Origin of the sequence: Citrobacter sp. Cpo147 (assembly GCF_030332405.1) — a bacterium.
GTDB lineage: Bacteria > Pseudomonadota > Gammaproteobacteria > Enterobacterales > Enterobacteriaceae > Citrobacter > Citrobacter portucalensis.
Genome location: NZ_JAOWHX010000030.1, coordinates 701,823 through 725,640, shown reverse-complemented (window position 1 = coordinate 725,640; position 23,818 = coordinate 701,823). Strand labels below are relative to the sequence as shown.

Below are 23,818 nucleotides of genomic sequence, written 5' to 3'. Positions count from 1 at the left end.
GGATATAGCGCAAAACGTAGATTAATGAGCAGCCTGCGGATGCGCTAAGCCATATTCAACAAGGGCATCAGCCAGTTTTTCCAGCCCATCAATAGTTCTGATCCCAGCATTCATTGTCTGTACGTCAATGACCGGCAGATGGTTTTCCTTAACGGCAGGAACCAGCCTGGTGACAGGATCGGACTTGAGGTATTCCATCTTGACCTTCCAGTCATCTGCCGGGAAGCGGCGACGGCTCATCTCGCCGAGCACAATGACAGAAGGATTAGCTTTAGCGATAGTTTCCCAGCCCACTGTTGGCCATTCTTCGGCAGAATCAATCACATTCTTCACACCCAGTGTTTGGGCTATCCATGCTGCTGGGCCAAACTTCCCGGCAACGTAAGGATCGAGCTGTAAATCGGCGCTTGAAAACCAGAACACGGCAGAAACATTCTTATCAATACCGGTAATTTTATTTTTCGCTGCGGCTTCACGTGCTTTAAGGCTGGCAATCAGCGCTTCGCCTTTATCCTGAACATCGAAGATTTTTGCCAGATCGGCGACTTCCTGATACACCATGGTGATATCAAACATCCCTTTACGGACACCATCACCACCATCTTCGTTATCTTTCGCACAGTCAGCTGGCGCGGTGTAAACAGGAACTTTCAGTTCACTAAACTGTTCATAAGAGGCAACTGTGCCAGCTGGGCCGATTTGCCACTCAAACTGGCTGGCGATCAGATCTGGTTTTTTAGCCAAAATCCCTTCAAAGCTCGGAATATTTTGCGCAATAACGGCAACTTTTTCATTTTCTGTTTTATAGGCGTCCAGTACCGGGCCAAACCACAATGAAGTACCGACGACGCGATCGGCAAGGCCTAATGAATAGAGGATCTCGGTACTGTTCTGACCCACCGTTGCCACGCGCGTTGGTGCCTGATTAAAGGTAATATCGCGGCCACAGTTTTTAATCGTCAGAGGATATTCAGTTTTTGCCGCGTCAGAAAAACCGGAAGCGAGCAGCAGAGCAGTGGTACCAAAAATTGCCAGAAGCGTTTTTTTAGAGGAGTAAAAGGTAGAATTAGCGTGCATTGTCATCGTCCCGTTGATGCCAGAATCTTAAGGTCTGGTCATGGCTCATTTCATTCCATATATCGGGAGGAGACATGAAGATAGATGACATTGAATCGTGAAATTTAAGAATAAAGATATGCGAAAAATGCAAGTAATACTGACTTAGCCAAAATCTTATTCATAAATACACTACTGCTGGTGTCAAATAATTCATCCCATGGACCATCCCGTCCACTCAATGGTATACATCATTGACAGCAGGTCTCCTGACTCACGGTAATCAGAATATCAGCCTTCCCATAAAGATAAACTTTACAGTGACCTGTGGCTTATTAGCCACACAAGGATATTCTGCATCCGCCTACAGTTGCGGGGGCAGTTATGGAATTGAATTAAATAATTCTCACCATATTCCTATTCATACACAAAATGTAATGAAATGCTGTCGAAAGTGACTCTAACGGCAATTGTTAACAAGGTCAACCACGGAATGTAAGAGGTATAAAGATAATGTCGTTCTGAAAATAATCAGTAAAAACAATAGGATGTAGATGCATTGCTCTGTGTGTTGCTATAAATGAAAATAACAACAGAAAGCTAAATGAGAATTGATTGATGTTGATCAAATTACGAGCATGATTCAATCTCTGCGTATAAAACATATTGATCACCATCAAAAATGCTGCGGATTGGTGTTTGAGTCCTTTTTTTACGAACTCTCCATATGTACCAATTGCCATTCATCCTGCATATCCATAATCACCTTAAAATTATTACGCAACCAGAAGTGATATCCTCCTGGTAAAAAATGGTGGGTGTGAAGATACAACGTTTTATATTGATGTTGCTGGCAGAATACATCTGCTAAAGCAAACAATTGGCTGCCAATCCCCTGTCTACGATAGCGCTCATCCACGTAGCAACGACAAATTTCTGCCGTTTCACGCAAGTTGTAGCGCCCACGCAGTTCAGTAATACGATCATTATATTGACATACCGCCAGTGTGGCGATTAATTCTTGGTTTTCATTCCATGCGCAAAGCAATAAATTTCTTTCCTGTAACAGATACTGTTGTTCGAGATCAAAGAGATCTTCTTCGGCAGAAGGCATGGATCTGCCGGCATTGAAGAATAAATTAAGATGCTCAATAAGGAACGACTGAACAGCAGGAATATCGGCGTGAGTCATCTCACTAAATCTAAATGGGATCATGGCATGCATAACTCAATCTTAGAATGGAAAACGATAATAACAATAAGCCTCCTTTAAAAACAATATTGAGCGGCAAGAGACAGAAATGCAATTATCTATGGTGCTATTCTGCATACGGATTATAAATGGGAATCGTAAGCCCCTGCTGCTGGCGACGGTAGTAGCCACGCCGCTGGTGGGGGGGATCTGGGGGGGACCACAATCGGATGGTGAGGCGCTTTCTTGTGCCTGGTTCCCGTCGCGGTCCTCGCCTTTATCTGGCAGTGCACGTTTGCCATGAGCAACGTACTGCTTCTTTGCGCTGGGGTGCTGACGTTATTCACCGCAAGCCAGAAGACCAACACGCTGTGTTCCGTTTTACCACTTACCTGCACCACTAACTCTCAAAAATGAGAGGCCGATCCTCTGAGCAGGACTTTTGTCCTCAATCACCTCACAAACGTCTGGTTACAATCCCTGCATATCTTCAATACCCATAATTCAGGAATTGTTATGACTGCACATATTAATGCCAAGCCAGGGGATTTCGCGCCAACCGTTATTATGCCGGGCGATCCGCTCCGTGCTAAATTTATTGCCGAAAATTATTTAATGGATTACCGCGAAGTCACCAATGTACGTAATATGCTGGGTTATACCGGTTTATATTTTGGGCAACCTGTTTCGGTGATGGGACATGGAATGGGCATCCCTTCAATGACGCTTTATGCCCATGAACTGGTACATGATTTTGGTGTGCAAAGAATTATTCGCGTCGGCAGTTTAGGAGCAACACAACATCATGTCAAAATGCGCGATATTATCCTGGCCGTCGCCGCCGGAACGGATTCAGTCACAAATTTAAAACGTAGCGCGGGCTATGCGATGGCAACATCTGCCTATTTCCCATTATTACAGCAGGCGTGGACGCTGGCACAGAAGGCGGGTATCGATATTAAAGTCGGCAATGTTTTCAGCGGCGATCTTTATTACGATCCTGACGAAAATTTAATACCGGCACTGGAAAAATTCGGTGTACTGGGTGTAGATATGGAAGTAGCAGGCTTATACGCTTTAGCGCATCAGTTTAATATTGAAGCGCTGGCTATTTTAACTGTCTCCGATCATTGCCTGACAGGTGAAGAAACAACGGCAGAAGAACGACAATTGACCTTTAACAACATGATTGAGCTGGCGCTAAATACTGCTGTTACCGCTTAGTTCCGGCTTTTAATTGAACCAATCAGAGATGGCATTATATGAAGAATAAAATAGCACTTACGCTGATTAGTTTTCTGGCAAATTTTATTATGGCAGGGTTTGCCAGTCAGTTCGGTATGCTAATCGAACCGATTGCAGTACGCTACGGTGCCGATGTGAATACCGTTGCTTCGATATTTTCGTTGCTCAATGGTGGAGCATTAGCCGGCACCATCGCCGCCTTTTTCCTGATTGAGAAAATCGGTGTGAAGCGTATGACGCTCATTATCTATTCGATAGTGTTCCTTTGCGCTCTGGTAATGCACTTAAGCCCTGGCTTATGGCCGGTGATGGTCGCCATGACCCTGGTGGGTTTTTGCGGTGGGATCGGTCTGTGTGTGGCAGGAACGATTGTGGTATCGGTCTGGCAGGATCGTATTCAAAGTACGATGCTGGTGGTGCAGGACGCCACTTTCAACGTCGCGGGTGTAGTTTTCCCGCTGATCACCACCTTCGCCCTGACGCACAATATGTCGTGGAGTTACAGCTATCTGAGCGTGGGTATGGTGGCCTTACTCACGCTGGGCGTTGTGGCGCTCACCCGCTTTACTGCCTGCGAGACGTCGCCCACGGCAGATCGGACAGACAAGGTAAAATCGGAGTGGAATCCAGGGATTATCAGCGGAGGCATTGGCCTGTTCTTAGGTATGCTGGCGCTGTACACCTTCCTGACCTGGGCACCATTATTTGTGAAGAACAAATTTGGCATTCCCTTTGAAGAAGCAGGAAATATTATTACGCAATACTGGGGCGCTGCGCTGGTCGGGGCATTAGTATCAACCGTCATTGTTTCTCGGGTGAAGATACATTATTTCCTGCTAAGTATTATTTTGCTGGCAAGCATTATTACCGCAATTATCGTCACGAAGGATAATATCTCCGGGCTTGATTATCTGGCCTACAGTTACGGCTTTGTCTGTGCTGCGCTGTATAACTCATTTATTGCCTATGGTGTTTCTTTCGTGAAGCGTGCGAGCAGTCAGAACGTTTCTTATATTTTAATTAGCGGCAGTGCCGGGGCCATGTTTAGTCCGGCGATCAGCGCGCTCATGGAAAAAACAATGGGATTACAGAAAATTATGTACGCAATACCGGTGTTGTATTTAATTATCTTTGTTATGTTAATGGCGACATTAAAACTCAAACGTAATTAAAAGCACTAATAATACTTACCTCTTTAATTAAATAGCCAGTCGCCACACCATTTATATGGTGAGGCGATACTCAACCTTACTCAAAGGAATTGAAAATGCTGAAAAAGAATAAATTAATGATTAAAAAAACAATCTTGGGTGCAGTAGTGGCAATGAGCTGTATGCAAGCATTCGCGGCTGACTATACTGATGGCAACATCCGTAAAAATGATTTTAACTGGATGCAGATGAACTTAATGCAAAGTGTGGACGCGAAAGTGCCATATGGTATTCGCAATGACACCTATCTGGAACTGGAGTTTGGTGCACGCTCTGGCATTATCGATCTGTACGGTTATGTGGATTTCTTTGATATTTTGGATCGCGAGCAGGACGATCGTCACGGTGGTGATAACTTCTTTGCCAAGATATCTCCACGTTTTTCCCTGGACGCCATTTTTAATAAAGATTTATCCGTTGGGCCGTTTAACGAATTCTATATTGCAACGGTAAATAACATTGGCGACCGGGAATTATTTGAACATTACGTTGGTCTGGGTACAGATGTGAAGGTCCCGTGGTTTGGTCTGGTGGGAATGAACATCTATGCGCATTATGTTCGTGAAAACTACGGTGCGGATAACGAAGGAAAGTGGGATGGTTACATGTTCTCGACTAACTGGTCGACGCCATTCTATACCTTTGCCAACGGCAGTTATCTGAACTATCAGGGGTACTTTGACTACCAGTTCGCCGCGAATAAGATTGCTAATCAACCGTTATACAGCAATAACGCGATTGAATGGTATAACGGTATCTACTGGCATTCAGAGCATTATGCAGTCGGTTATGGCCTGAAGTATTTCCGTAACATGGCATTGATGGAAAACCACGGCGGAGCAGGGCGAACCACCGGGCTCGGTCACTATTTCAATCTCACCTATAAGTTCTGATTGCGCCGAAATGACACACCAATGCTCTGTTTACGAGAGTTGGTGTGTCAGTCAATGATGTCATTGCCGAGAAATTTACGCAGCCCATCCAGATCCTTAATTTCCAGTCCTTGCTTCGTTCGCGTTACCAGCCCGGCATCCGTCAGCGCTTTAACCGCCCGCCGATAGACCCGGTCGGTTGTGCCGAATCGCTCAGCTTCCTGGTATTTTTTATGGAAACCATCCATCGGCTGCTTGTTCTGATGCTGGCGATACAGGTCATACGCCACGTTATGTACGATAGGGTAGAGCATCCGGTGCAGGAAGATTTCCAGCATATCCTGATAATCAATCGCCATTGCACTGGCAAAAAATATCGCCAGTCTGGGATGCTGATTCAGCGCTTCTTCCAGACGGTCACAGCTGCACACCGCTACGGTCAGTGGTTCTTCCGCGACGATATCAAGCTGGCAGCGATACCCGGTAAAAAACTCCATTTCACCAAACAGCTGCTCGTCGCATTCCATGGCGCCCAACTGGAATCGGCGACCATTCTCCGCGCTGTAACGCAGCGAAATTCTTCCGGATTGCACCATGATCAGTCGATCGACAACCTGTCCCTGGCGGTATAGATACTCATCTTCCTGGAGAATCTGCGTTTCAGAGAGCAGTTCCTGAAATATCTTCTCAATCAAGGCATCATCCTGCTGCCAGATGTTGTGAAAACGACCTTTCGTGAGGGGTTTAAGCTGCATGACTCAACGTCTTCTTGTTTAAGATAATTCTTATCTGAGACTGTATGCCATCTGCTGGGCAATGTCATTAAGAGCGCGGGGCGGATAATAAAAGGACCAGCACCATGCTGGTCCTGACACACTAAGGATGGCTGATAAAGCGAGATAGGCGCTGGCGCAGCAGGCGGTTTTCCTGGCGTAACTGAGCGTTCTCCTCCAGCAACGTCAGCGCAACGGCAATCCCTGGCCAGTCAAGTTCCAGCTCCTGACGAAGGCGCACCGCGCGACGCATTACTGTCAGCGCATGATCGTCAAACGTCTCGTCTTCATGGGGTTCTATCACCCCTAAGCCGACAATCTCATGCAGCTCTTCTTCTGACACACCGGTGTACAGACAAAATTCGGTAATGGTAAAAGTGACGGTAACGTTAGCCATTATGCTTTCCCCCACTCTTTGCGCGGATCAAAGGTCTTTTGTGCATCCGCCAGTTGTTGCCACAGGGCGGCACTGGCGTCGTCAGGTTTCGGTGGCATGACTATTTTGATCACCGCATACAAATCGCCGGTATGTTTTTTACTTACCAGACCCTTGCCTTTAATGCGTAGCCGCTGACCGGCCTGGCTGCCTGCAGGAATGGTCAGCAGGATGCTCTCTTTCAGCGTCGGAACGGTTACTTTCGCACCCAGCGCAGCTTCCCACGGCGCGAGGGGAACGACAACTTCCAGATCCTGATTAACGATATCGAACAGCGGATGCGGCGCAATATGAATCACCAGCCACAAATCACCGTTCGGCCCACCGTTTTCGCCGGGGGTGCCCTGGCCTTTCAGACGGATGCGCTGGCCGTTACCGACGCCAGCCGGAATTTTCACATTCAGCGTTTTAGGAATTTCTCGTTCTACCATGCCAAACGCATTGTAGACTGGCAGGTTGTAACTGATAGTGCGGCTATGCTCAGTAAGCGTTTCTTCGAGGAATACGGCAACTTCGATTTCGATGTCGTGCCCGCGGCTGGCAGGGCGCTGGCGCGACTGGTGCGCACGCTGACCAAAAATGGAGGAGAAGATATCGTCGAAATCTTCGGCGCTGTAGCTTTGATTCTCTCCTTGCTGGAATTGACGGCTGAACTGTGGGTCGTTGCGGTGCTGCCACAGCTGGTCGTACTCGGCGCGTCGCTGCTCATCACTCAATACTTCCCAGGCTTCTGCAACCTCTTTAAACCGGGCCTCCGCGTCAGTCTCTTTGCTGACATCAGGATGATATTTACGGGCGAGTCGACGATAGGCGGTCTTGATTGTCTTGAGATCGTCTGTCGGTTTCACGCCCATAATGGCGTAATAATCCTTTAATTCCATAGCGTTCTCTCGTGTAAATCAACACTTGCAGAAGGTGAACCCTGACAACAGGTATCACCGCTAAGTTTAGGGTAATCCTGATAACGGCGAATGCCAACCGGGAAGGGAGGATATTGCGATAAACGATGCAGGCATTGCACCACCAACAGCGCAGTTGAGGTTACGGCATCTGTTGTGTGGTGCGAAAAATGAGATTAGCTAAACATCAGGATTTGCTTATCAGGAAGCGGACCGTATCAGCATAGTTTTGCACGAATGCATTAAGGTCATCAGACTTCAGTCCTTTTGGATTGATCATATATTTTCCGTTGATAAAAATGGCGGGCACACCGGTTAAATCAACTGCCTTCGCCATTTCTTGCTGCTTAGCGGTCAGTGATTTCACGGCAAAGCTATTCCATGCCGCATCATAATCACTGGCGCTGACGCCCGCGCTGATAAATACGTTACGAATATCGTCCGCTGTTTTAACGGTTTGTTTTTTCTGAACGGCATCAAAAAGCAACGGCTTAACTTTATCTTGTACATTTAACAGCATGGCGACGGACCAGGCGTGGGTCATGTCTTGCCCCAGCGGTCCTAAAAAGTCGACGTGGTATTCGGTGAGTTTGACATCTGCAGGCAATACTTTTTTCACGTTATCAGTGATTTCAAAAACTTCATCGTACTGATAACAGGAAGGGCAGTAGAATGAGAAAAACTTCAGCGCCGGCGGTGCGGAAGCGACAGGTTTTTCCAGGGTGATATACTCTTTGCCGTCGGTAAATGATGCTGCCTGAGCGCTAACTGTAAAAAGTAACCCAATCAGGGGTAATAAATATTTTTTCATTTCCATATACTCTAAATAACATTTAATAAACAAATCATTCTGCTAATGAATACGTTATTCATTGCGCCTGGATATACTAATGGAATCTTCTGAAAATACGCTGACCCTTACTTTCATTTACGCATCAGTACGTAGCGGGCATTATTTGTGTGCTGTCATTGAATTATCTACATGCATTCTTCGTAAATAGTGAATGATAACTTGCGTGATATTTTCAGGGGTGTTTTAGCAATGTTATAGTGTAATAAAAGAAGACGTAATATGATTAATTATCATTTCGTTTTTAAAGCGTGAATAGCAAGGTATTGCGCTAAGTTCTGCAAATACCCCCGTAGATTTTCTTTTTCTTGTCGTGCGTGAATGAATAGGGTAAGTGTCAGAGATGAGCAACCCAAATGGATATCGCTATGATTGACCACCTGGATCACCTGGTACTAACCACCAATCATGAAGAGGCTTGCGTTCGTTTCTATGTCGAGCTTTTAGGCATGAGGCTGGAAACCTTCGCGCAAGGTCGGAAAGCCTTCGTCTTTGGCAATCAGAAAATCAATCTCCACATTCGGGGAAAAGAGTTTGAACCCAAAGCCTACGCGCCAACGCCGGGGGCGCTGGATTTGTGTTTTATCACCACGCGTACGCTGGAAGAGGTGATGGAGACGTTTCAAACCCACGGAGTCGAGATTATTGAAGGGCCCGTTGCACGTACCGGTGCGACAGGACCTATTCGCTCGGTGTATGTCAGGGATCCCGATCTCAATCTGATTGAAATCGCGGTATATCCAGCAGATAGCAGGACATAACTTTACAGCGTAAAGGTTGCCAAAACCTGGCGAGTGGTTAAGATAACTCGCATCAATGAGTGAGGGTATAATGGCGAAACGTCAACGGATGGGATGGTGGTTCCTCTGTCTGGCATGTGTTGTGGTGATGGTTTGCACCGCACAACGCATGGCGGGCCTGCACGCGTTGCAGATGGATACCGCCGTTACAAGCGTTGCCGCCAGCGCGCAAGTGCAGACCGACGAGGCCTCACCCGTTACCCCTTGTGAACTGAGCGCGAAGTCATTACTGGCTGCGCCACCCGTACTGTTTGAAGGTGCTATTCTGGTGCTGTGCCTGCTGTTGTCGTTGCTGGCGCCAGTGCGGGCGTTTCGCCTACCTTTTTTCCCACCGCGAGCCATCTCGCCGCCCACTCTCCGGGTGCATCTCCGATTTTGCGTCTTCCGTGAATGACAGAACAGCCGTTGCTGACTGTTAGATAATTATTCACGGAGAAAAACTATGATGACTGTTTTCAGACAGGCGTTGCTCTGTCTGTTATTGCTATGGCTGCCCGTATCCTGGGCGGCTGAACCCGGCTGGCTGCGTTCACCCGATAACGATCACGCCAGCGTGCGGTTACGCGCTGATACGTCCGCAGGCGGAGAAACCCGTCTGCTGCTGGATGTCAAACTGGAGGACGGCTGGAAAACCTACTGGCGTTCCCCGGGCGAGGGAGGCGTTGCGCCTGCTATCGCCTGGAAAGGGGAAATGCCTGCGGTCGACTGGTTCTGGCCAACCCCTGCTCGTTTTGAGGTCGCCAATATCACTACCCAAGGGTATCACGATAAGGTGACGTTCCCGATGGTGGTGCGCGGTAGAGCGCCCGCCACGCTCAGTGGCGTTTTGACGCTATCCACCTGTAGCAACGTTTGCCTGTTGACGGATTTTCCTTTTTCCGTGACGCCCACAGCCCAGGACCCGACTTTTGCACATGACTATGCTCAGGCGATGGGACAGATCCCACTTGCCAGCGGCCTGACCGATACTCTGAGCGCTGGCGCACGGGCGGGAGAGTTAGTCGTCGAGGCTCACCGTGCGGGAGGCTGGACTGAACCAGGGCTATATCTGGATGCCGTTGATGATACGGATTTTGGCATGCCGCAAATCCATGTTGAGGGGGAGACGTTACGCGCCACGGTACCTGTACATGACGGTTGGGGAGAAGGCGCGCCGGATTTACGTGGTAAGTCAGTCACGCTGGTGCTGGCAGATAACGGTGTTGCCCAGGAGAGTCGTCTTGCGATTGGTGAAGCCCCGGTTGTTGAGAACGCCTCACTCCCACTGTGGCAAGTGGTGCTAATGGCGCTGCTGGGCGGTTTGATCCTCAATCTGATGCCTTGTGTGTTACCGGTTCTCGGCATGAAGCTGGGCTCTATTTTGCTGGTCGAGGAAAAAAGTCGTCGCCAGATCCGTCGTCAGTTCCTCGCATCGGTAGCCGGAATACTGGTCTCGTTTATGGCACTGGCGCTATTGATGACGGTGCTGCGTTTAACCAATCAGGCCCTTGGCTGGGGGATCCAGTTTCAGAATCCATGGTTCATTGGCGTCATGGTACTGGTGATGCTGACGTTCAGCGCCAGCCTGTTCGGGTGGTTTGAATTCCGCCTGCCTTCTGCAATGACCACCACGCTGGCGACTCACGGCGGCAACGGACTGTCGGGACATTTCTGGCAAGGTGCATTTGCGACACTGCTTGCCACGCCGTGCAGTGCCCCGTTTCTGGGAACGGCGGTGGCGGTAGCATTGACCGCTTCGCTGCCGACGTTGTGGGGATTGTTTATCGCACTTGGGCTGGGGATGAGCTTACCGTGGCTGCTGGTGGCCCTGCGTCCCGGTCTGGCGCTGCGTTTGCCGCGACCAGGGCGGTGGATGAATATTTTGCGGCGTCTGCTTGGCGTGATGATGCTGGGTTCGGCTATCTGGCTTGCGACGTTGCTGCTCCCACACTTAGGGTTTAGCGGACAAAGTAGCGCTAAAGAAAGCGTGAACTGGCAACCGCTAAGCGAGCAGGCGATTGAGGATGCGCTGGCGCAACATAAGCGCGTGTTCATTGACGTCACAGCCGACTGGTGCATCACCTGTAAGGTAAACAAATACAACGTCTTGCATCAAGAAGACGTACAGGCCGCATTGCAACAGCCGGATGTGGTGGCGCTGCGCGGCGACTGGACACTCCCTTCTGAAGCTATTACCGAATTTCTAAAAAAACGCGGCCAGGTTGCTGTGCCGTATAACCAAATTTATGGCCCCGGTCTGCCGGATGGCCAGGCGTTACCCACGTTGTTAACCCGCGATGCGGTACTGCAAACGTTGAATGATGCCAAAGGAGTAACTCCATGAAAATGATGATTGTTCTGTTGTTAACCTTGTTTTCTGCCGTCAGTATCGCGAAAGAGCCTGCGCCGTTTACCCCGGAACAGGAAAAGCAAATTGAAGCATTAATTCAGGAAGCCTTGTTTAACGATCCCAACAGCCCGCGGCTTGGCGCGAAGCAGGCGAAACTGACCCTGATAAACTTCACTGATTACAACTGCCCATACTGCAAGCAGTTGGATCCAATGCTGGAAAAAATTGTGCAGAAATATCCTGACGTGGCGGTGGTGATTAAACCGCTGCCGTTTAAAGGTGAAAGTTCGGAACTGGCGGCGCGGACCGTGTTGACCACCTGGCATGAGCATCCGCAACAGTCCCTGGCATTACATGAAAAATTGATGCAGAAGAAGGGCTATCATACCGACGTCAGTATCAAGCAGGCGCAGGAAAAAGCGGGGGCCATTCCGGTGACGCTGGATGCCCAAAGTGCTGAAACGCTGAGTACTAACCTGCAACTGGCGAGACTGGTGGGTGTGCAGGGAACTCCCGCAACGATTATTGGTGATGAACTTATTCCCGGTGCGGTGTCGTGGGAAACCCTTGAGGAAGTGGTAAAAGAAAAACTGGTGGCGGCCAATGCTCAGTAAACTGCGCCGCTGGCTGCGCGAAGGGCTGATCTTACTGGCATTGTTGGCGGGGGCGATGCTGCTGATGGATGCCTGGCGCGCGCCGCAGCTCCCTGCCTCCTTTGACAGCACGCCTTTACAAACGCTGGATGGTGAAACCGTCACGCTGGCGGCGCTCAGCAAAGACGAGCCGGTGTTGCTTTATTTCTGGGCGAGCTGGTGCGGCGTATGCCGCTTCACGACGCCGGAAGTCGCCAGGCTGCGTTCGGAAGGGGAAAATGTGATGACCATTGCGTTACGTTCCGGAAATGAAGCTGAGGTATCTCGCTGGCTGTCGCGAAAAGGCGTGGACTTTCCAGTCATCAATGATGCGAACGGGGCCATTTCCCGCAGTTGGGCGATCAGCGTCACGCCCACGCTGGTGGTGATGTCACAAGGTCGGGTGGTATCAACCACCAGCGGCTGGACCAGCTACTGGGGCATGAAACTTCGGTTGTGGTGGGCGAAAACGTTCTGATAAATGTGCCGGGGAAACCCGGCATTTTTTATGACGACACCCTCGCCAGGAAGGCATATTTCGTTGCCTGACGAAGCAAACACAGTGATTAACGTCCAGAATCAGTCATCTTCTCTTTTCCAGGAAAGTGCAACATGACGAGTTCTTTAGCGTTTGAACACGCTCTGGTGGTGATGATTACAGCTACATTTGTCCTCGCGGGGATGGTGAAAGGCGTTACGGGTATGGGGTTACCCACCGTGGCAATGGGGATCCTCGGATCGCTTATTTCGCCAGTTGCCGCGGCGGCCATGCTGCTATTGCCTTCGCTGATAAGCAATTTGTTCCAGTTTGGCGGTGGTGGAAATACACGCCAATTACTCAAACGACTGTGGCCAATGCTGCTGACAGTGGTAATGGCGACTCTGCTTGCCAGCACCTGGATTACCGGGGGTGACACCACCCGTACCCAGTTTGCGCTCGGCGTGGCGCTGGTGGCCTACGCTATCTGGACGCTGGCGGGAAAGAAAATCGCGGTGGCCCCGCAGCGTGAAAAAACATACTCCCTCGTTATTGGATTTGTGACCGGCTTATTGACCGGCGGAACCGGGGTGTTTGTGATGCCCGCAGTGCCCTGGATCCAGTCCCTCGGCTTTGAGAAAGATGAACTGGTGCAGGCTCTCGGGATCTCTTTTACCTTTTCAACCCTGGCATTGGCGCTGGGTCTGTGGTGGCACAACGCGCTGCCCATACAATCGCTAAGCTTGTCGGCTTTGGCCATTGTTCCTGCACTGATTGGCCAATGGATCGGTACCCGTGTGCGAAAGGTTATTTCTCCGCTCGTGTTTAAACGCTGTTTTCTGTTTTGTCTGATTGGGTTGGGTACAGAGATGATGCTGCGTGCTGTGTGACCGGTGCGGTGACTTTGCGCGACTTTCATGGCATCGTTAATTCAGAGATTCAGGGCCAATGAGGTCGTTATGGCATCCGTGATGTTACATGAAGAAGAGGGCGATCTGGAGTCGAAAATGGCACTCACTGCGGCAGTGATGGCCGATAAATCGCGCTCGCGTATGTTGTGCGCCCTAATGGATGGCTGCGCCTGGACTGCAACTGAGCTCAGCGCGGTGGCGGATATATCCGCATCGACCGCCAGCGCGCATCTGGCGCGTCTGTGCGAACAACGTTTTGTTGTGGCGTTGGCGCAGGGCAGACATCGTTATTTTCGCCTTGCAGGTTCCGATATCGCTGAACTGCTGGAACGCCTGATGGGCGTTGCGTGGGCGACATCAACGCCCCGCAGAATCACTACACCGTCAGGTTTGCGCCATGCCCGCACCTGCTACGACCATCTCGCCGGAGAGGTGGCGGTGAGGCTGTTCGATACGCTGGTTTCCCGTCAGTGGTTAACGCCGGATGGTGAAACCCTGACTCCTCTTGGCCTGGAAAAGCTGGCACAGATGGGGATTGTCCTGGCGGCGGTCCCATCCCGGCGGAAGTTAACCTGCGGTTGTTTGGACTGGAGCGAACGACGTTATCATCCTGGTGGTGTGCTTGGCGCAACGCTGCTGCGCTGGTTCAGTGAACAGCGATGGATAAAAACCGAACAGGGCAGCCGCCATATCATCTTCACACCTCTTGGCATTCGTAAACTCGAAACCGAATTTGGTGTTAAAACGACACGCTAGATGGTCTGTTTTGCGAAAGCGTTCCCGGAAATATGTCATATTTCTGTCACACTCTGTTGTGATTGATAACAACAAGAGGTCGTAGGGATGAATAAATCGTTAATCGCCGCAGCCGTGGCAGGGGCTGTATTATTGTCAACCGCCGCGCAGGCGCAGACCGCGCCGGAAGGGTATCAGCTTCAACAAGTATTGATGATGAGTCGGCATAACTTACGTGCACCTTTAGCCAATAATGGCAGCGTTCTTGAACAGTCCACCCCCAAACAATGGCCAGAATGGGATGTCCCCGGCGGACAACTCACTACCAAAGGCGGTGTGCTGGAAATCTATATGGGCCACTACATGCGAGAGTGGCTGGCAGAGCAGGGGATGGTGAAATCGGGCGAATGCCCGGCACCGAACACGGTCTATACCTATGCTAACAGCCTGCAGCGTACGGTCGCCACGGCGCAGTTCTTTGTCACCGGTGCTTTCCCTGGTTGCGATGTTCCGGTCCATCATCAGGAAAAAATGGGCACCATGGATCCTACCTTTAATCCGGTGATCACCGATGATTCCGCCGTCTTCAGCCAGCAGGCCGTTCAGGCCATGGAGAAAGAGCGTAGTAAAATGCAGCTCAACGATAGCTATCAGTTGCTTGAGCAAATGACCGACTACAAAGACTCTCCGTCCTGCAAAGAAAAACAGCAGTGTTCCCTGACCGATGCCAAAGATACGTTTAGTGCGAAATACCAGCAGGAGCCAGGCGTTTCGGGGCCGCTGAAGGTGGGGAATTCGCTGGTTGATGCCTTCACGCTGCAATATTACGAAGGCTTCCCAATGGACAAAGTTGCCTGGGGCGAGATTAAATCCGATCAGCAGTGGAAGGTTCTGTCGAAGCTGAAAAACGGCTATCAGGATAGCCTGTTCACCTCCCCGGAAGTGGCGCAGAACGTCGCCAAACCACTGGTGAAATATATTGATAATGCGCTGGTTACTGAACGCGCGAAAGCACCGAAAATAACCGTGCTGGTGGGGCATGATTCAAATATCGCTTCGCTGCTCACCGCGCTGGATTTTAAACCGTACCAACTTCACGATCAGAACGAGCGTACGCCGATTGGCGGGAAGATTGTCTTCCAGCGCTGGCATGACAGCAATGCAAATCGTGATCTGATGAAAATCGAGTATGTGTATCAGAGCTCGCAGCAGTTGCGTAATGCAGACGTTCTGACGCTGAAATCTCCGGCGCAGCGCGTAACGCTGGAGCTGAAAGGATGTCCGATAGATGCGGATGGTTTTTGCCCGATAGATAAGTTCGATAGCGTGCTGAATGAGGCGGCTAAGTAAAAGAAAACTCCCCCGTGTTCGCGGGGGAGTCAGCGCGCTAGACGTTTTTGCGTTCGATAGTCTGTTCACCCCAAAAGAGCGAATCTTTGTCTGTTTTTTCAAAGGCTTTGATGAGTACCTCATCGCTACCTTCTTCCCAAATTTTTTCCGCCAGTTTCTCGTCATAATGCGCGACTTCAAAAATGGCTTCGGCTATTTCCGGCGATGTATTGCGCAGACTTGCCCATTCGCCGACGCGATGGGCTTTCGCTTCTTGAGTTGGCATTCGAATCCTCCTGTTGAAGATTAGCCGTTGAGTTTTACTGCCAGACCTGCGACATATTCACCCTGATAGCGGGCGATAGATAATTCTTCCTGACTTGGCTGGCGGGAGCCGTCGCCTCCGGCAATGGTGGTTGCACCGTAAGGGGTACCGCCGCGAACTTGTGAGACATCAAACAGCTCTTGCGCCGCGTAACCGATAGGTACAATCACCATCCCATGGTGGGCAAGCGTAGTCCAGGTTGATGTAATGGTTTGTTCCTGACCGCCGCCGGTTCCCGTTGAGCTGAATACGCTGGCGAGTTTGCCGTACAGGCCGCCAGAGGCCCACAGCCCGCCAGTCTGGTCGAGGAAGGTACGCATCTGACCGGACATATTACCAAAGCGCGTGGGGGTACCAAAAATGATGGCGTCGTAATCAGCCAGTTCTTGCGGGGTTGCGACTGGTGCGTTTTGTGTTTTGCCGCCAGCCTTAAGGAAAATCTCGGGCTGCATGGTCTCTGGTACACGCTTAATAATCACTTCTGCGCCATCTACCTTATTTGCGCCTTCTGCGACTGCGTGGGCCATAGTTTCAATGTGTCCGTACATGGAATAATAAAGCACCAGAACTTTTGCCATTTTACACTACTCCTCGAGTTAACCGTGTCCGTAGCGATTCGCTACCTACCTTTAAAGATATGACGTACTGTCAGGAGTGCAAATTTCACAATCACTTCTTTGATTTATAACAATTTTTATAACAACCTGCTTTGTAGCAAAATGATACATATTTAACCGGGTAGAATTCGGTAGTCATAAGAAAGACTTATTGATTTCTTATGGTGATTATTTCTTTGTCACTCCTGATCCTGTTGCAGGATATTACAGTTAGCGTCTGCCCTGGCCACGCTTCACTATGCTTATTCCCACGCAGTTATTTTCAGGGCCTCGCCCGTAACGCTGCGTGAGGTATCACTCCTCAGTACCTATGCAATATGATGTCTAATCAATGACGGAGGTCAGTAATGGCAAACCATCGGGGCGGTTCCGGCAACTTTGCGGAAGACCGCGAAAGAGCATCAGAAGCAGGTCGAAAAGGTGGCCAGCACAGCGGGGGCAACTTCAAGAATGACCCGCAACGCGCTTCAGAGGCAGGCAAAAAAGGGGGCAAAAATAGCCACGGCAACAACAAATCGTAATTGTCGGGCTATCTGTCAGATATGTCGTGACGGCTGAGTGTCAGAGACAGACGTTACGTAGCCACCGCCGCCGGGTCTTTCCGGCGGTTTTTTTTGTCTGCAAGGTTGAACTGTAACAAAACGCAACGCAGACTAATGACATTCAGTTAATCGGGTGTCTCATGCCATTACTTTCTCGTTATTCCTTCTCTGTTAAACCTCAGGAAGCGATCCTCATTGTGATCACCATGTTCTGGGGTGGCACGTTTTTGGCGGTGCAATATGCCGTTACCCTGAGCGGCCCTTTTTTCTTTGTCGGTGTGCGTTTTGCCACTGCCGCGCTGGCGGTCGCGCTTTTATCGTTACACACACTGCATAAGCTGACGTGGCTGGAAGTCAAAGCTGGGGTTGCAATCGGTATCGCAATTGCGCTGGGCTATAGTCTGCAAACCTGGGGGCTACAGTTTATTCCCAGCAGTAAATCGGCGTTTATTACCGCGATGTACGTACCGTTGGTGCCGCTTTTACAATGGCTGTGCCTGGGGCGCATGCCTGGCCTGATGCCGTGCGTCGGCATTGTGCTGGCCTTTATCGGATTGATTTTTCTTGCCGGACCGGGAGGCAATTTACTGGCCCTGGGCGAAGGCGAGTGGATCACGCTTGCCGGTGCGGTGGCGATTGCGGCAGAAATTATCCTGATTAGCGCGTGGGCGGGAAAAGTGGATGTACGTCGGGTAACGGTAGTGCAACTGGCAACCGCTTCGATAGTGGCGTTTATGGCGATGGGACCGGCCGGAGAGACCGTACCACCAATGTCTACCGGATTGCTGGTGGTGGCGCTGGGGCTGGGGATTTTTAGCGCGATTATTCAGGTCACCATGAACTGGGCGCAGCGCAGCGTTTCGCCGACGCGCGCAACGGTTATTTATACCGGTGAGCCGGTGTGGGCGGGGATCTTTGGCCGTCTGGCGGGTGAACGTTTACCGCTACTTGCATTGCTTGGTGCGGCATTCATTATTGTTGGCGTACTGGTCAGCGAGCTGAAGTTCAAAAAGAAAAAAGCGCTTGGACAAGAGGCGCCGCCGGAATCGCTTTAATTTAACCATTCACCGCGTGATTTGGTATGCTGACGCCCTCACAAGAAGGAGAGGGCGCATGGTCCAACGCGCAGAGAAAAAAACAGGTAAGCGCTCGCAGGCCGTCAGTGCAAAACGCCAGGCCATCTTAACCGCGGCATTAAATATCTTCTCCCAATATGGGATCCACGGCACTCGCCTGGAGCAGGTGGCAGAGCAGGCGGGCGTGTCAAAAACCAATTTACTTTATTACTACCCGTCAAAAGAGGTGCTTTATATCGCCGTTTTACGGCAGATCCTCGACATCTGGCTAGCTCCATTGAAAGCTTTTCGCGAAGACTTTGCACCGCTGGTGGCCATTAAAGAATACATTCGCCTTAAGCTGGAAGTGTCGCGCGATTACCCTCAGGCCTCACGGCTGTTTTGTATGGAGATGCTGGCCGGAGCGCCTTTATTGATGGCAGAACTGGAGGGGGATCTCAAAACGCTAATTGATGAGAAATCCGCGCTGATTGCCGGTTGGATCAAAAGCGGAAAACTGGCTCCGGTCGATCCGCATCATCTGATTTTTATGATTTGGGCTTCAACTCAGCACTACGCCGATTTTGCCCCACAGGTAGAGGCGGTGACGGGCGCAACGCTGCGTGATGAAGCCTTTTTTAACCAAACGGTGGAGAGCGTACAGCGGATGATTATTGAAGGGATCCGCGTGCGTTAACTGGCCGGCGGTAACGGGCAGCTTAAATCGCCTTCTTCACACTGCAAGAGCGAGGCGAGAAACGCTTCGCGCTCGTTGGTCTTATCCGTCAGGCACTGGCTGGAAATCATCGCCTGAACGCTACCGCCTTCGGTACCGGAACTGATTAATGCACAATCTGCATCGCGCAAAGTTATCCATGATATTTGCGCTTTTTTCAGTAAATCGCGCTGGGTTGGGGCGGCGCGCTTTAGCGCATTCTGGTACGTTTCATTAAGTTTGGCGTCGGCCGCCTTATACTGCTCTGCCGCACAGGTGTTCATCTCAATCTGCGTGTTCGCGTTGGCGCAGTCATCCGCCAGCGCCTGGCCGCTCAGCAGCAGCACTGCACATGTCAGTACGATTCGTTTCATGCTTCCCTCTGGCTTAATAAAAAAAGGCCCCGTTACCGGAGCCTTAATTAACCACAACCTTAGCCGATTGTCATCAGGCTGGCGTTCCCCCCAGCTGCGGCGGTATTGACGCTCAGGGAGCGCTCAATATACAACCTTTCCAGCAGGATATTGCTTTCGCCGCGGGCAAAGCCCTGGACCGACACAATCGCCCCTTCGCGGGCCGCCACTGCTTCACACAGTGCGCGAAGCTGATCGGAATCGCCGTGGAAAATAACCGCATCAAACGGCTGCGTGGCGATGTTGTCCGCTTTGGCAAACTGAATGCGCCCGGAAACCGCGGCTGGCAGGCGTTTTGCCAGGTCGCGATGGAACGTATCATCTGGCCACAGGATTAAGCTACCAACGGAAGTTACAGCGGCAACTTGTACCAGTGCGTCCTGTTCGTCATCGGCGATACACAGCACGCGTTCGCGCGGCAACAGCGTCCAGGTATTGCGCTCGCCGGTGGGTCCTGGCAGCAGGCGTTGCGTTCCGGCCTGCGCCAGTTCACCAAACTGTTGGCAGAGCGCACGCAGTGCTGGACGATCGGTTGCCCATTCGCTAAGCGCTTCCAGCGGCTGAACGAGCGCCGTTTTAAGCTGTGCATCGACCGGGTATTCGGCATCCTGACGGGCAAGCGTAATGCCTAACGCATTTTCCGGACGGTTTGCCAGCAGGCGGTACAGATACAGCGGTCCACCCGCTTTTGGCCCGGTTCCTGACAAGCCTTCGCCACCGAATGGCTGCACTCCGACGACGGCGCCGACCATATTGCGGTTAACGTACAGGTTCCCCACATGTGCCGAACCCGTGACCTGGGCGATGGTTTCATCGATACGGGTGTGCACGCCCAGCGTCAGGCCGTAGCCGGAGGCATTAATTTGCTCAATCAGGCTGCCCAGATTGTTGCGGGTGTAACGCACCACGTGCAGTACCGGACCGAACACCTCTTTTTGCAATTCGTCGAAGCTTTCCAGCTCGATAAGCGTCGGCGCGATAAAGGTACCGGTTTGCCATTCACGCGCATCGTCGCTGTTTTCGCGCACGGCCTGGAACACCGGACGCCCTTTAGCGCGCATGGCCTGAATATGGCGCTCAATATTGGCTTTGGCTTCTTCATCGATAACCGGTCCAATATCGGTGGTCAGACGGCCCGGGTTACCCATGCGACATTCCGCCATCGCGCCACGCAGCATTTTCAGCGTATGGTCGGCGACATCGTCCTGCAGACACAGGACGCGAAGCGCTGAGCAGCGCTGTCCGGCGCTGTCAAAGGCAGAAGCCAGAACGTCGACCACCACCTGTTCCGTTAACGCAGAAGAGTCGACGATCATGGCGTTCATCCCGCCGGTTTCGGCGATAAGCGGGATTGGGCGCCCCTGAGCATCGAGGCGGGTCGCGATATTGCGTTGCAACAGCGTGGCGACTTCCGTTGAGCCGGTAAACATGACGCCGCGTACGCGCTCATCGGAAGTGAGCTGTGCCCCGACCGTTTCGCCTTGACCAGGCAACAGTTGCACCACGCCTGGCGGCACACCTGCTTCGAGTAAAATGGCAATACCCTGGGCGGCAATCAGCGGAGTTTGTTCCGCGGGTTTTGCCAACACGCTGTTGCCCGCCGCCAGCGCAGCGGCAATCTGCCCGGTGAAAATGGCCAGCGGGAAGTTCCACGGGCTGATACAGACCACCGGCCCTAACGGACGATGGGTTTCATTATCGAAGTCATCGCGGACCTGACCGGCATAATAGTGCAGGAAGTCAACCGCTTCGCGTACTTCCGCAATGGCGTTGCTGAAGGTTTTGCCTGCTTCGCGCACCAGAATGCCAATTAACTGCTGCATCTGGCCTTCCATCAGAACGGCGGCGCGATGCAAAATAACGGCGCGCTCTTGTGGCGGTGTGGCGAACCAGATCGGCGCGTTATTTACCGCGTTCTGCAATGCCTGTTCCACTTCGCTGTGGGTTGCTTCACGCACGTAACCGACAATGTCTTTCGGTTCGGCCGGGTTGACGACTGGGGTCATTTCACCGTCAGCAACCGGATGTTCGAGCATCGGTTTTGCGTGCCATTTTTGCAGTGCGCTGTTGAGTAGGGCAGAGGACAGCGAGGCCAGACGATGTTCGTTTGCTAAATCCAGACCGCCTGAGTTTTCACGGCCTTTACCGTACAGATCACGCGGCAGGGCAATCTTCGGATGTGGCAGACCAGCCTGGCCTTCCTGCTGCGCCAGTTTTTCAACGGCTTCGACCGGATCGGCTACCAGTTCATCCAGCGGCAGGGTAGTGTCTGCAATGCGATTGACGAATGAAGTGTTGGCGCCGTTTTCCAGCAGACGACGCACCAGATATGCCAGCAGCGTTTCATGCGTGCCTACCGGTGCATAAATGCGGCATGGACGGTTCAGTTTGCCATCGGCAACTTTACCGGTGACCTGCTCATACAGCGGTTCGCCCATACCGTGCAGGCACTGGAACTCGTACTGACCAGGATAGTAGTTTTGACCGGCCAACTGATAAATCGCCGCCAGCGTATGGGCGTTGTGGGTGGCGAACTGCGGGTAGATCAGATTCGGTACCGCAAGCAGTTTTTTCGCACAGGCCAGATAGGAAACGTCGGTGTAGACCTTACGGGTATAGACCGGATAACCTTCCAGACCGTCCATTTGCGCACGTTTGATTTCGCTATCCCAGTAGGCGCCCTTAACCAGACGGATCATCAGGCGACGGCGGCTGCGCGTGGCGAGATCAATCAGGTAGTCGATAACATACGGGCAGCGCTTCTGGTAGGCCTGAATAACAAAGCCGATACCGTTCCAGCCCGCCAGTTCAGGTTCAAAGCACAGTTTCTCCAGCAGATCGAGGGAGATCTCCAGTCGGTCGGCCTCTTCAGCATCGATATTGATACCGATGTCGTACTGGCGGGCCAGCAGAGTAAGCGACTTCAGACGCGGATAGAGTTCATCCATCACGCGGTCATACTGCGCGCGGCTATAACGCGGATGCAGCGCTGACAGCTTGATAGAAATGCCTGGCCCTTCATAGATGCCGCGACCATTTGAGGCTTTACCAATGGCGTGGATTGCCTGTTGGTACGAAACCATGTAAGCCTGGGCATCTGCTGCGGTCAGAGCCGCTTCGCCCAGCATGTCGTAAGAGTAGCGGAAGCCTTTTTCTTCCAGTTTACGCGCGTTAGCCAGCGCTTCAGCGATAGTCTCTCCGGTGACAAACTGCTCGCCCATCAGGCGCATTGCCATGTCGACACCTTTACGTACCAGTGGTTCACCGCTCTTGCCGATAATACGGTTGAGTGAGCGTGAAAGGCTGGCCTCATTATGCGTAGAAACCAGACGACCGGTAAACAACAGCCCCCAGGTCGCCGCGTTGACGAACAGGGACGGGCTGCGTCCAATGTGCGACTGCCAGTTGCCGTTGCTGATTTTGTCGCGGATTAACGCATCGCGGGTTGCCTTATCGGGAATACGCAGCAGGGCTTCCGCCAGACACATCAGCGCGACGCCTTCCTGTGAAGAAAGGGAGAATTCCTGCAATAAACCTTGTACCATCCCGGCGCGGCCGCTGGCGGTCTTTTGGTTACGCAGTTTGTCAGCCAGATCGTACGCCAGCTTGTGTGCTTGCTCCGCGATGGGTTGCGGCAGACGAGCCTGCTCCATCAGCATCGGCACGGCATCGGTTTCGGCTCGGCGGTACGCGGCGGTGATTGCTGCACGGGAAACAGACTGCGGCAGGATCTGTTCGGCAAATTCCAGGAAAGGCTGGTGCGCTTCATTCTGCGGCGTGGTTGACTCCTCACCCTCATTCGCGGCACCCGCCAGCAGGGCCGGCAGTTCAGGAAGCGCGTCGTCATTTTCCAGTCTTTCGAGATAATTAAAGATGGCTTGCTTGATCAGCCAATGTGGCGTGCGATCGATTCGTGATGCTGCTGTTTTAATACGCTCGCGAGTGGCGTCATCCAGTTTAACCCCCATCGTGGTGGTTCCCATGCCGTTTACTCCTGTTGTACTGAAATACGGGGCTGATAGTTACCGAGAAATATCCACTATGTTGCAACTTTGTGCAACCGTGTTAAATGTGACTTGGTTTGCAAGCTTGGAAATGAATGAAATGTTAATAAATATGAGTCTTATGATGTGGGCTGTAAAAATTACAGAATCTTTTTCTCTGCGGTAGTTAACACTTTTAAAAGGTGCAACCGAAAAAAATGTGAGAGAGTGCAACCTACAGAAAAATGCTATCTACTCTGGATCAAATTTGATGTAAATGGTGTGTTAAATCGATTGTGAATAACCATCGCTTCCGGCAGGATACGGTCGCCCTGGTCAACATAGATATCTTTGCCACGTTCCGGCAGGGTAATAAAACGGCAAGCCACGGCATTGCTGATACATAATTTTGGAGATTTT

General features: G+C 51.4%; 25 protein-coding genes, 1 pseudogene and 1 riboswitch. Of the genes and pseudogenes, 16 read left to right on the top strand and 10 right to left on the bottom strand.

The window, feature by feature from the left end:
* Nucleotides 1-21: 21 nt before the first annotated feature.
* Both OGY06_RS06165 and OGY06_RS06160 read right to left on the bottom strand, forming a co-directional pair.
* Nucleotides 22-1,077: an ABC transporter substrate-binding protein gene (locus OGY06_RS06165; protein WP_003832024.1), complete on the bottom strand. Its 1,056-nt coding sequence runs from the start codon at nucleotides 1,075-1,077 to the stop codon at nucleotides 22-24.
* Between the two features lie 221 nt (nucleotides 1,078-1,298).
* Nucleotides 1,299-1,521, bottom strand: a riboswitch (cobalamin riboswitch).
* A gap of 247 nt (nucleotides 1,522-1,768) precedes the next feature.
* Complete coding sequence (locus OGY06_RS06160; RefSeq protein ID WP_003832026.1) at nucleotides 1,769-2,272, bottom strand: GNAT family N-acetyltransferase; 504 nt, start codon at nucleotides 2,270-2,272, stop codon at nucleotides 1,769-1,771.
* A gap of 148 nt (nucleotides 2,273-2,420) precedes the next feature.
* On the opposite strand from OGY06_RS06160, the pseudogene OGY06_RS06155 reads away from it, so the two are divergent.
* The 5 genes and pseudogenes from OGY06_RS06155 to OGY06_RS06135 all read left to right on the top strand — a co-directional run.
* Nucleotides 2,421-2,482, top strand: a pseudogene (locus OGY06_RS06155) (hypothetical protein); the annotation flags it as partial.
* A 14-nt stretch (nucleotides 2,483-2,496) separates the two neighbouring features.
* Nucleotides 2,497-2,652 carry a hypothetical protein gene (locus tag OGY06_RS06150; protein WP_154816728.1) on the top strand — a complete coding sequence of 52 codons (156 nt, stop codon included), beginning with the start codon at nucleotides 2,497-2,499 and terminating at the stop codon, nucleotides 2,650-2,652.
* Between the two features lie 112 nt (nucleotides 2,653-2,764).
* Nucleotides 2,765-3,472 (top strand): purine-nucleoside phosphorylase, encoded by a 708-nt coding sequence (deoD, locus tag OGY06_RS06145; protein WP_032942921.1) that lies wholly within the window; start codon nucleotides 2,765-2,767, stop codon nucleotides 3,470-3,472.
* A gap of 38 nt (nucleotides 3,473-3,510) precedes the next feature.
* Nucleotides 3,511-4,665, top strand: coding sequence for an MFS transporter TsgA (tsgA, locus tag OGY06_RS06140; protein WP_003832028.1), 1,155 nt, complete (start codon nucleotides 3,511-3,513; stop codon nucleotides 4,663-4,665).
* Between the two features lie 95 nt (nucleotides 4,666-4,760).
* Complete coding sequence (locus OGY06_RS06135) at nucleotides 4,761-5,597, top strand: nucleoside-specific channel-forming Tsx family protein (protein ID WP_003832029.1); 837 nt, start codon at nucleotides 4,761-4,763, stop codon at nucleotides 5,595-5,597.
* Between the two features lie 47 nt (nucleotides 5,598-5,644).
* On the opposite strand, the gene OGY06_RS06130 is transcribed toward OGY06_RS06135, so the two are convergent.
* The 4 genes from OGY06_RS06130 to dsbA all read right to left on the bottom strand — a co-directional run bounded on the left by OGY06_RS06130 (nucleotide 5,645) and on the right by dsbA (nucleotide 8,495).
* Nucleotides 5,645-6,331: a Crp/Fnr family transcriptional regulator gene (locus tag OGY06_RS06130; RefSeq protein WP_063941862.1), complete on the bottom strand. Its 687-nt coding sequence runs from the start codon at nucleotides 6,329-6,331 to the stop codon at nucleotides 5,645-5,647.
* Nucleotides 6,332-6,452: 121 nt separating this feature from the next.
* The gene (cbpM, locus tag OGY06_RS06125) at nucleotides 6,453-6,746 is read right to left on the bottom strand and encodes a chaperone modulator CbpM (RefSeq protein WP_003832033.1); all 294 of its coding nucleotides are present in this window, start codon (nucleotides 6,744-6,746) and stop codon (nucleotides 6,453-6,455) included.
* Complete coding sequence (gene cbpA, locus OGY06_RS06120; protein WP_003832035.1) at nucleotides 6,746-7,666, bottom strand: curved DNA-binding protein; 921 nt, start codon at nucleotides 7,664-7,666, stop codon at nucleotides 6,746-6,748. The genes cbpM and cbpA overlap by 1 nt, the downstream gene beginning before the upstream one ends.
* A 205-nt stretch (nucleotides 7,667-7,871) precedes the next feature.
* Nucleotides 7,872-8,495, bottom strand: coding sequence for a thiol:disulfide interchange protein DsbA (gene dsbA / locus OGY06_RS06115; protein ID WP_126318536.1), 624 nt, complete (start codon nucleotides 8,493-8,495; stop codon nucleotides 7,872-7,874).
* A gap of 395 nt (nucleotides 8,496-8,890) precedes the next feature.
* On the opposite strand from dsbA, the gene OGY06_RS06110 reads away from it, so the two are divergent.
* From OGY06_RS06110 to agp, 8 genes are all read left to right on the top strand, one after another.
* Nucleotides 8,891-9,295, top strand: coding sequence for a VOC family protein (locus OGY06_RS06110; RefSeq protein ID WP_003832040.1), 405 nt, complete (start codon nucleotides 8,891-8,893; stop codon nucleotides 9,293-9,295).
* A gap of 70 nt (nucleotides 9,296-9,365) precedes the next feature.
* Nucleotides 9,366-9,728 carry a hypothetical protein gene (locus tag OGY06_RS06105; RefSeq protein WP_003832041.1) on the top strand — a complete coding sequence of 121 codons (363 nt, stop codon included), beginning with the start codon at nucleotides 9,366-9,368 and terminating at the stop codon, nucleotides 9,726-9,728.
* 48 nt (nucleotides 9,729-9,776) lie between these two features.
* Nucleotides 9,777-11,657: a protein-disulfide reductase DsbD family protein gene (locus OGY06_RS06100; protein WP_286604949.1), complete on the top strand. Its 1,881-nt coding sequence runs from the start codon at nucleotides 9,777-9,779 to the stop codon at nucleotides 11,655-11,657.
* The gene (locus OGY06_RS06095; RefSeq protein WP_286604948.1) at nucleotides 11,654-12,277 is read left to right on the top strand and encodes a DsbA family protein; all 624 of its coding nucleotides are present in this window, start codon (nucleotides 11,654-11,656) and stop codon (nucleotides 12,275-12,277) included. Before OGY06_RS06100 ends, OGY06_RS06095 begins: the two co-directional genes overlap by 4 nt.
* Complete coding sequence (locus tag OGY06_RS06090) at nucleotides 12,267-12,773, top strand: protein disulfide oxidoreductase (RefSeq protein WP_048214488.1); 507 nt, start codon at nucleotides 12,267-12,269, stop codon at nucleotides 12,771-12,773. The genes OGY06_RS06095 and OGY06_RS06090 overlap by 11 nt, the downstream gene beginning before the upstream one ends.
* Before the next feature lie 134 nt (nucleotides 12,774-12,907).
* Nucleotides 12,908-13,663, top strand: coding sequence for a sulfite exporter TauE/SafE family protein (locus OGY06_RS06085; protein ID WP_286604947.1), 756 nt, complete (start codon nucleotides 12,908-12,910; stop codon nucleotides 13,661-13,663).
* A 69-nt stretch (nucleotides 13,664-13,732) separates the two neighbouring features.
* The gene (locus OGY06_RS06080) at nucleotides 13,733-14,440 is read left to right on the top strand and encodes an ArsR/SmtB family transcription factor (RefSeq protein WP_003832049.1); all 708 of its coding nucleotides are present in this window, start codon (nucleotides 13,733-13,735) and stop codon (nucleotides 14,438-14,440) included.
* Nucleotides 14,441-14,527: 87 nt separating this feature from the next.
* A complete protein-coding gene (gene agp / locus OGY06_RS06075; RefSeq protein WP_003832053.1) occupies nucleotides 14,528-15,769 on the top strand; it encodes a bifunctional glucose-1-phosphatase/inositol phosphatase in 1,242 nt (413 codons plus the stop codon).
* Nucleotides 15,770-15,806: 37 nt separating this feature from the next.
* On the opposite strand, the gene OGY06_RS06070 is transcribed toward agp, so the two are convergent.
* Nucleotides 15,807-16,034 (bottom strand): YccJ family protein, encoded by a 228-nt coding sequence (locus OGY06_RS06070; RefSeq protein WP_003036015.1) that lies wholly within the window; start codon nucleotides 16,032-16,034, stop codon nucleotides 15,807-15,809.
* A 20-nt stretch (nucleotides 16,035-16,054) separates the two neighbouring features.
* Nucleotides 16,055-16,651 carry an NAD(P)H:quinone oxidoreductase gene (gene wrbA, locus OGY06_RS06065; RefSeq protein ID WP_003832057.1) on the bottom strand — a complete coding sequence of 199 codons (597 nt, stop codon included), beginning with the start codon at nucleotides 16,649-16,651 and terminating at the stop codon, nucleotides 16,055-16,057.
* A gap of 386 nt (nucleotides 16,652-17,037) precedes the next feature.
* On the opposite strand from wrbA, the gene OGY06_RS06060 reads away from it, so the two are divergent.
* From OGY06_RS06060 to rutR, 3 genes are all read left to right on the top strand, one after another.
* Entirely contained in the window at nucleotides 17,038-17,211 is a 174-nt protein-coding gene (locus OGY06_RS06060) for a con-10 family general stress protein (protein ID WP_003036022.1), read from the top strand.
* 161 nt (nucleotides 17,212-17,372) lie between these two features.
* A complete protein-coding gene (locus OGY06_RS06055; RefSeq protein WP_286604945.1) occupies nucleotides 17,373-18,287 on the top strand; it encodes a DMT family transporter in 915 nt (304 codons plus the stop codon).
* Nucleotides 18,288-18,345: 58 nt separating this feature from the next.
* Nucleotides 18,346-18,984: an HTH-type transcriptional regulator RutR gene (gene rutR, locus OGY06_RS06050; RefSeq protein ID WP_003036026.1), complete on the top strand. Its 639-nt coding sequence runs from the start codon at nucleotides 18,346-18,348 to the stop codon at nucleotides 18,982-18,984.
* Here rutR and OGY06_RS06045 read toward each other — a convergent pair.
* Nucleotides 18,981-19,376 carry a lysozyme inhibitor LprI family protein gene (locus OGY06_RS06045; RefSeq protein WP_063941867.1) on the bottom strand — a complete coding sequence of 132 codons (396 nt, stop codon included), beginning with the start codon at nucleotides 19,374-19,376 and terminating at the stop codon, nucleotides 18,981-18,983. The two genes, rutR and OGY06_RS06045, sit on opposite strands and share 4 nt — an antisense overlap.
* A 59-nt stretch (nucleotides 19,377-19,435) precedes the next feature.
* Nucleotides 19,436-23,398, bottom strand: a complete 3,963-nt coding sequence (gene putA, locus OGY06_RS06040) for a trifunctional transcriptional regulator/proline dehydrogenase/L-glutamate gamma-semialdehyde dehydrogenase (protein ID WP_063941868.1) — start codon at nucleotides 23,396-23,398, stop codon at nucleotides 19,436-19,438.
* Nucleotides 23,399-23,818: the final 420 nt, after the last annotated feature.

Excerpts from the sequence above, each read along its gene's own strand:
- OGY06_RS06165 (WP_003832024.1), bottom strand. The coding sequence starts at position 1,077 with ATGCACGCTAATTCTACCTTTTACTCCTCTAAAAAAACGCTTCTGGCA.
- OGY06_RS06160 (WP_003832026.1), bottom strand. The coding sequence starts at position 2,272 with ATGATCCCATTTAGATTTAGTGAGATGACTCACGCCGATATTCCTGCT.
- deoD (WP_032942921.1), top strand. The coding sequence starts at position 2,765 with ATGACTGCACATATTAATGCCAAGCCAGGGGATTTCGCGCCAACCGTT.
- tsgA (WP_003832028.1), top strand. The coding sequence starts at position 3,511 with ATGAAGAATAAAATAGCACTTACGCTGATTAGTTTTCTGGCAAATTTT.
- OGY06_RS06135 (WP_003832029.1), top strand. The coding sequence starts at position 4,761 with ATGCTGAAAAAGAATAAATTAATGATTAAAAAAACAATCTTGGGTGCA.
- OGY06_RS06130 (WP_063941862.1), bottom strand. The coding sequence starts at position 6,331 with ATGCAGCTTAAACCCCTCACGAAAGGTCGTTTTCACAACATCTGGCAG.
- cbpM (WP_003832033.1), bottom strand. The coding sequence starts at position 6,746 with ATGGCTAACGTTACCGTCACTTTTACCATTACCGAATTTTGTCTGTAC.
- cbpA (WP_003832035.1), bottom strand. The coding sequence starts at position 7,666 with ATGGAATTAAAGGATTATTACGCCATTATGGGCGTGAAACCGACAGAC.
- dsbA (WP_126318536.1), bottom strand. The coding sequence starts at position 8,495 with ATGAAAAAATATTTATTACCCCTGATTGGGTTACTTTTTACAGTTAGC.
- OGY06_RS06110 (WP_003832040.1), top strand. The coding sequence starts at position 8,891 with ATGGATATCGCTATGATTGACCACCTGGATCACCTGGTACTAACCACC.
- OGY06_RS06105 (WP_003832041.1), top strand. The coding sequence starts at position 9,366 with ATGGCGAAACGTCAACGGATGGGATGGTGGTTCCTCTGTCTGGCATGT.
- OGY06_RS06100 (WP_286604949.1), top strand. The coding sequence starts at position 9,777 with ATGATGACTGTTTTCAGACAGGCGTTGCTCTGTCTGTTATTGCTATGG.
- OGY06_RS06095 (WP_286604948.1), top strand. The coding sequence starts at position 11,654 with ATGAAAATGATGATTGTTCTGTTGTTAACCTTGTTTTCTGCCGTCAGT.
- OGY06_RS06090 (WP_048214488.1), top strand. The coding sequence starts at position 12,267 with ATGCTCAGTAAACTGCGCCGCTGGCTGCGCGAAGGGCTGATCTTACTG.
- OGY06_RS06085 (WP_286604947.1), top strand. The coding sequence starts at position 12,908 with ATGACGAGTTCTTTAGCGTTTGAACACGCTCTGGTGGTGATGATTACA.
- OGY06_RS06080 (WP_003832049.1), top strand. The coding sequence starts at position 13,733 with ATGGCATCCGTGATGTTACATGAAGAAGAGGGCGATCTGGAGTCGAAA.
- agp (WP_003832053.1), top strand. The coding sequence starts at position 14,528 with ATGAATAAATCGTTAATCGCCGCAGCCGTGGCAGGGGCTGTATTATTG.
- OGY06_RS06070 (WP_003036015.1), bottom strand. The coding sequence starts at position 16,034 with ATGCCAACTCAAGAAGCGAAAGCCCATCGCGTCGGCGAATGGGCAAGT.
- wrbA (WP_003832057.1), bottom strand. The coding sequence starts at position 16,651 with ATGGCAAAAGTTCTGGTGCTTTATTATTCCATGTACGGACACATTGAA.
- OGY06_RS06060 (WP_003036022.1), top strand. The coding sequence starts at position 17,038 with ATGGCAAACCATCGGGGCGGTTCCGGCAACTTTGCGGAAGACCGCGAA.
- OGY06_RS06055 (WP_286604945.1), top strand. The coding sequence starts at position 17,373 with ATGCCATTACTTTCTCGTTATTCCTTCTCTGTTAAACCTCAGGAAGCG.
- rutR (WP_003036026.1), top strand. The coding sequence starts at position 18,346 with ATGGTCCAACGCGCAGAGAAAAAAACAGGTAAGCGCTCGCAGGCCGTC.
- OGY06_RS06045 (WP_063941867.1), bottom strand. The coding sequence starts at position 19,376 with ATGAAACGAATCGTACTGACATGTGCAGTGCTGCTGCTGAGCGGCCAG.
- putA (WP_063941868.1), bottom strand. The coding sequence starts at position 23,398 with ATGGGAACCACCACGATGGGGGTTAAACTGGATGACGCCACTCGCGAG.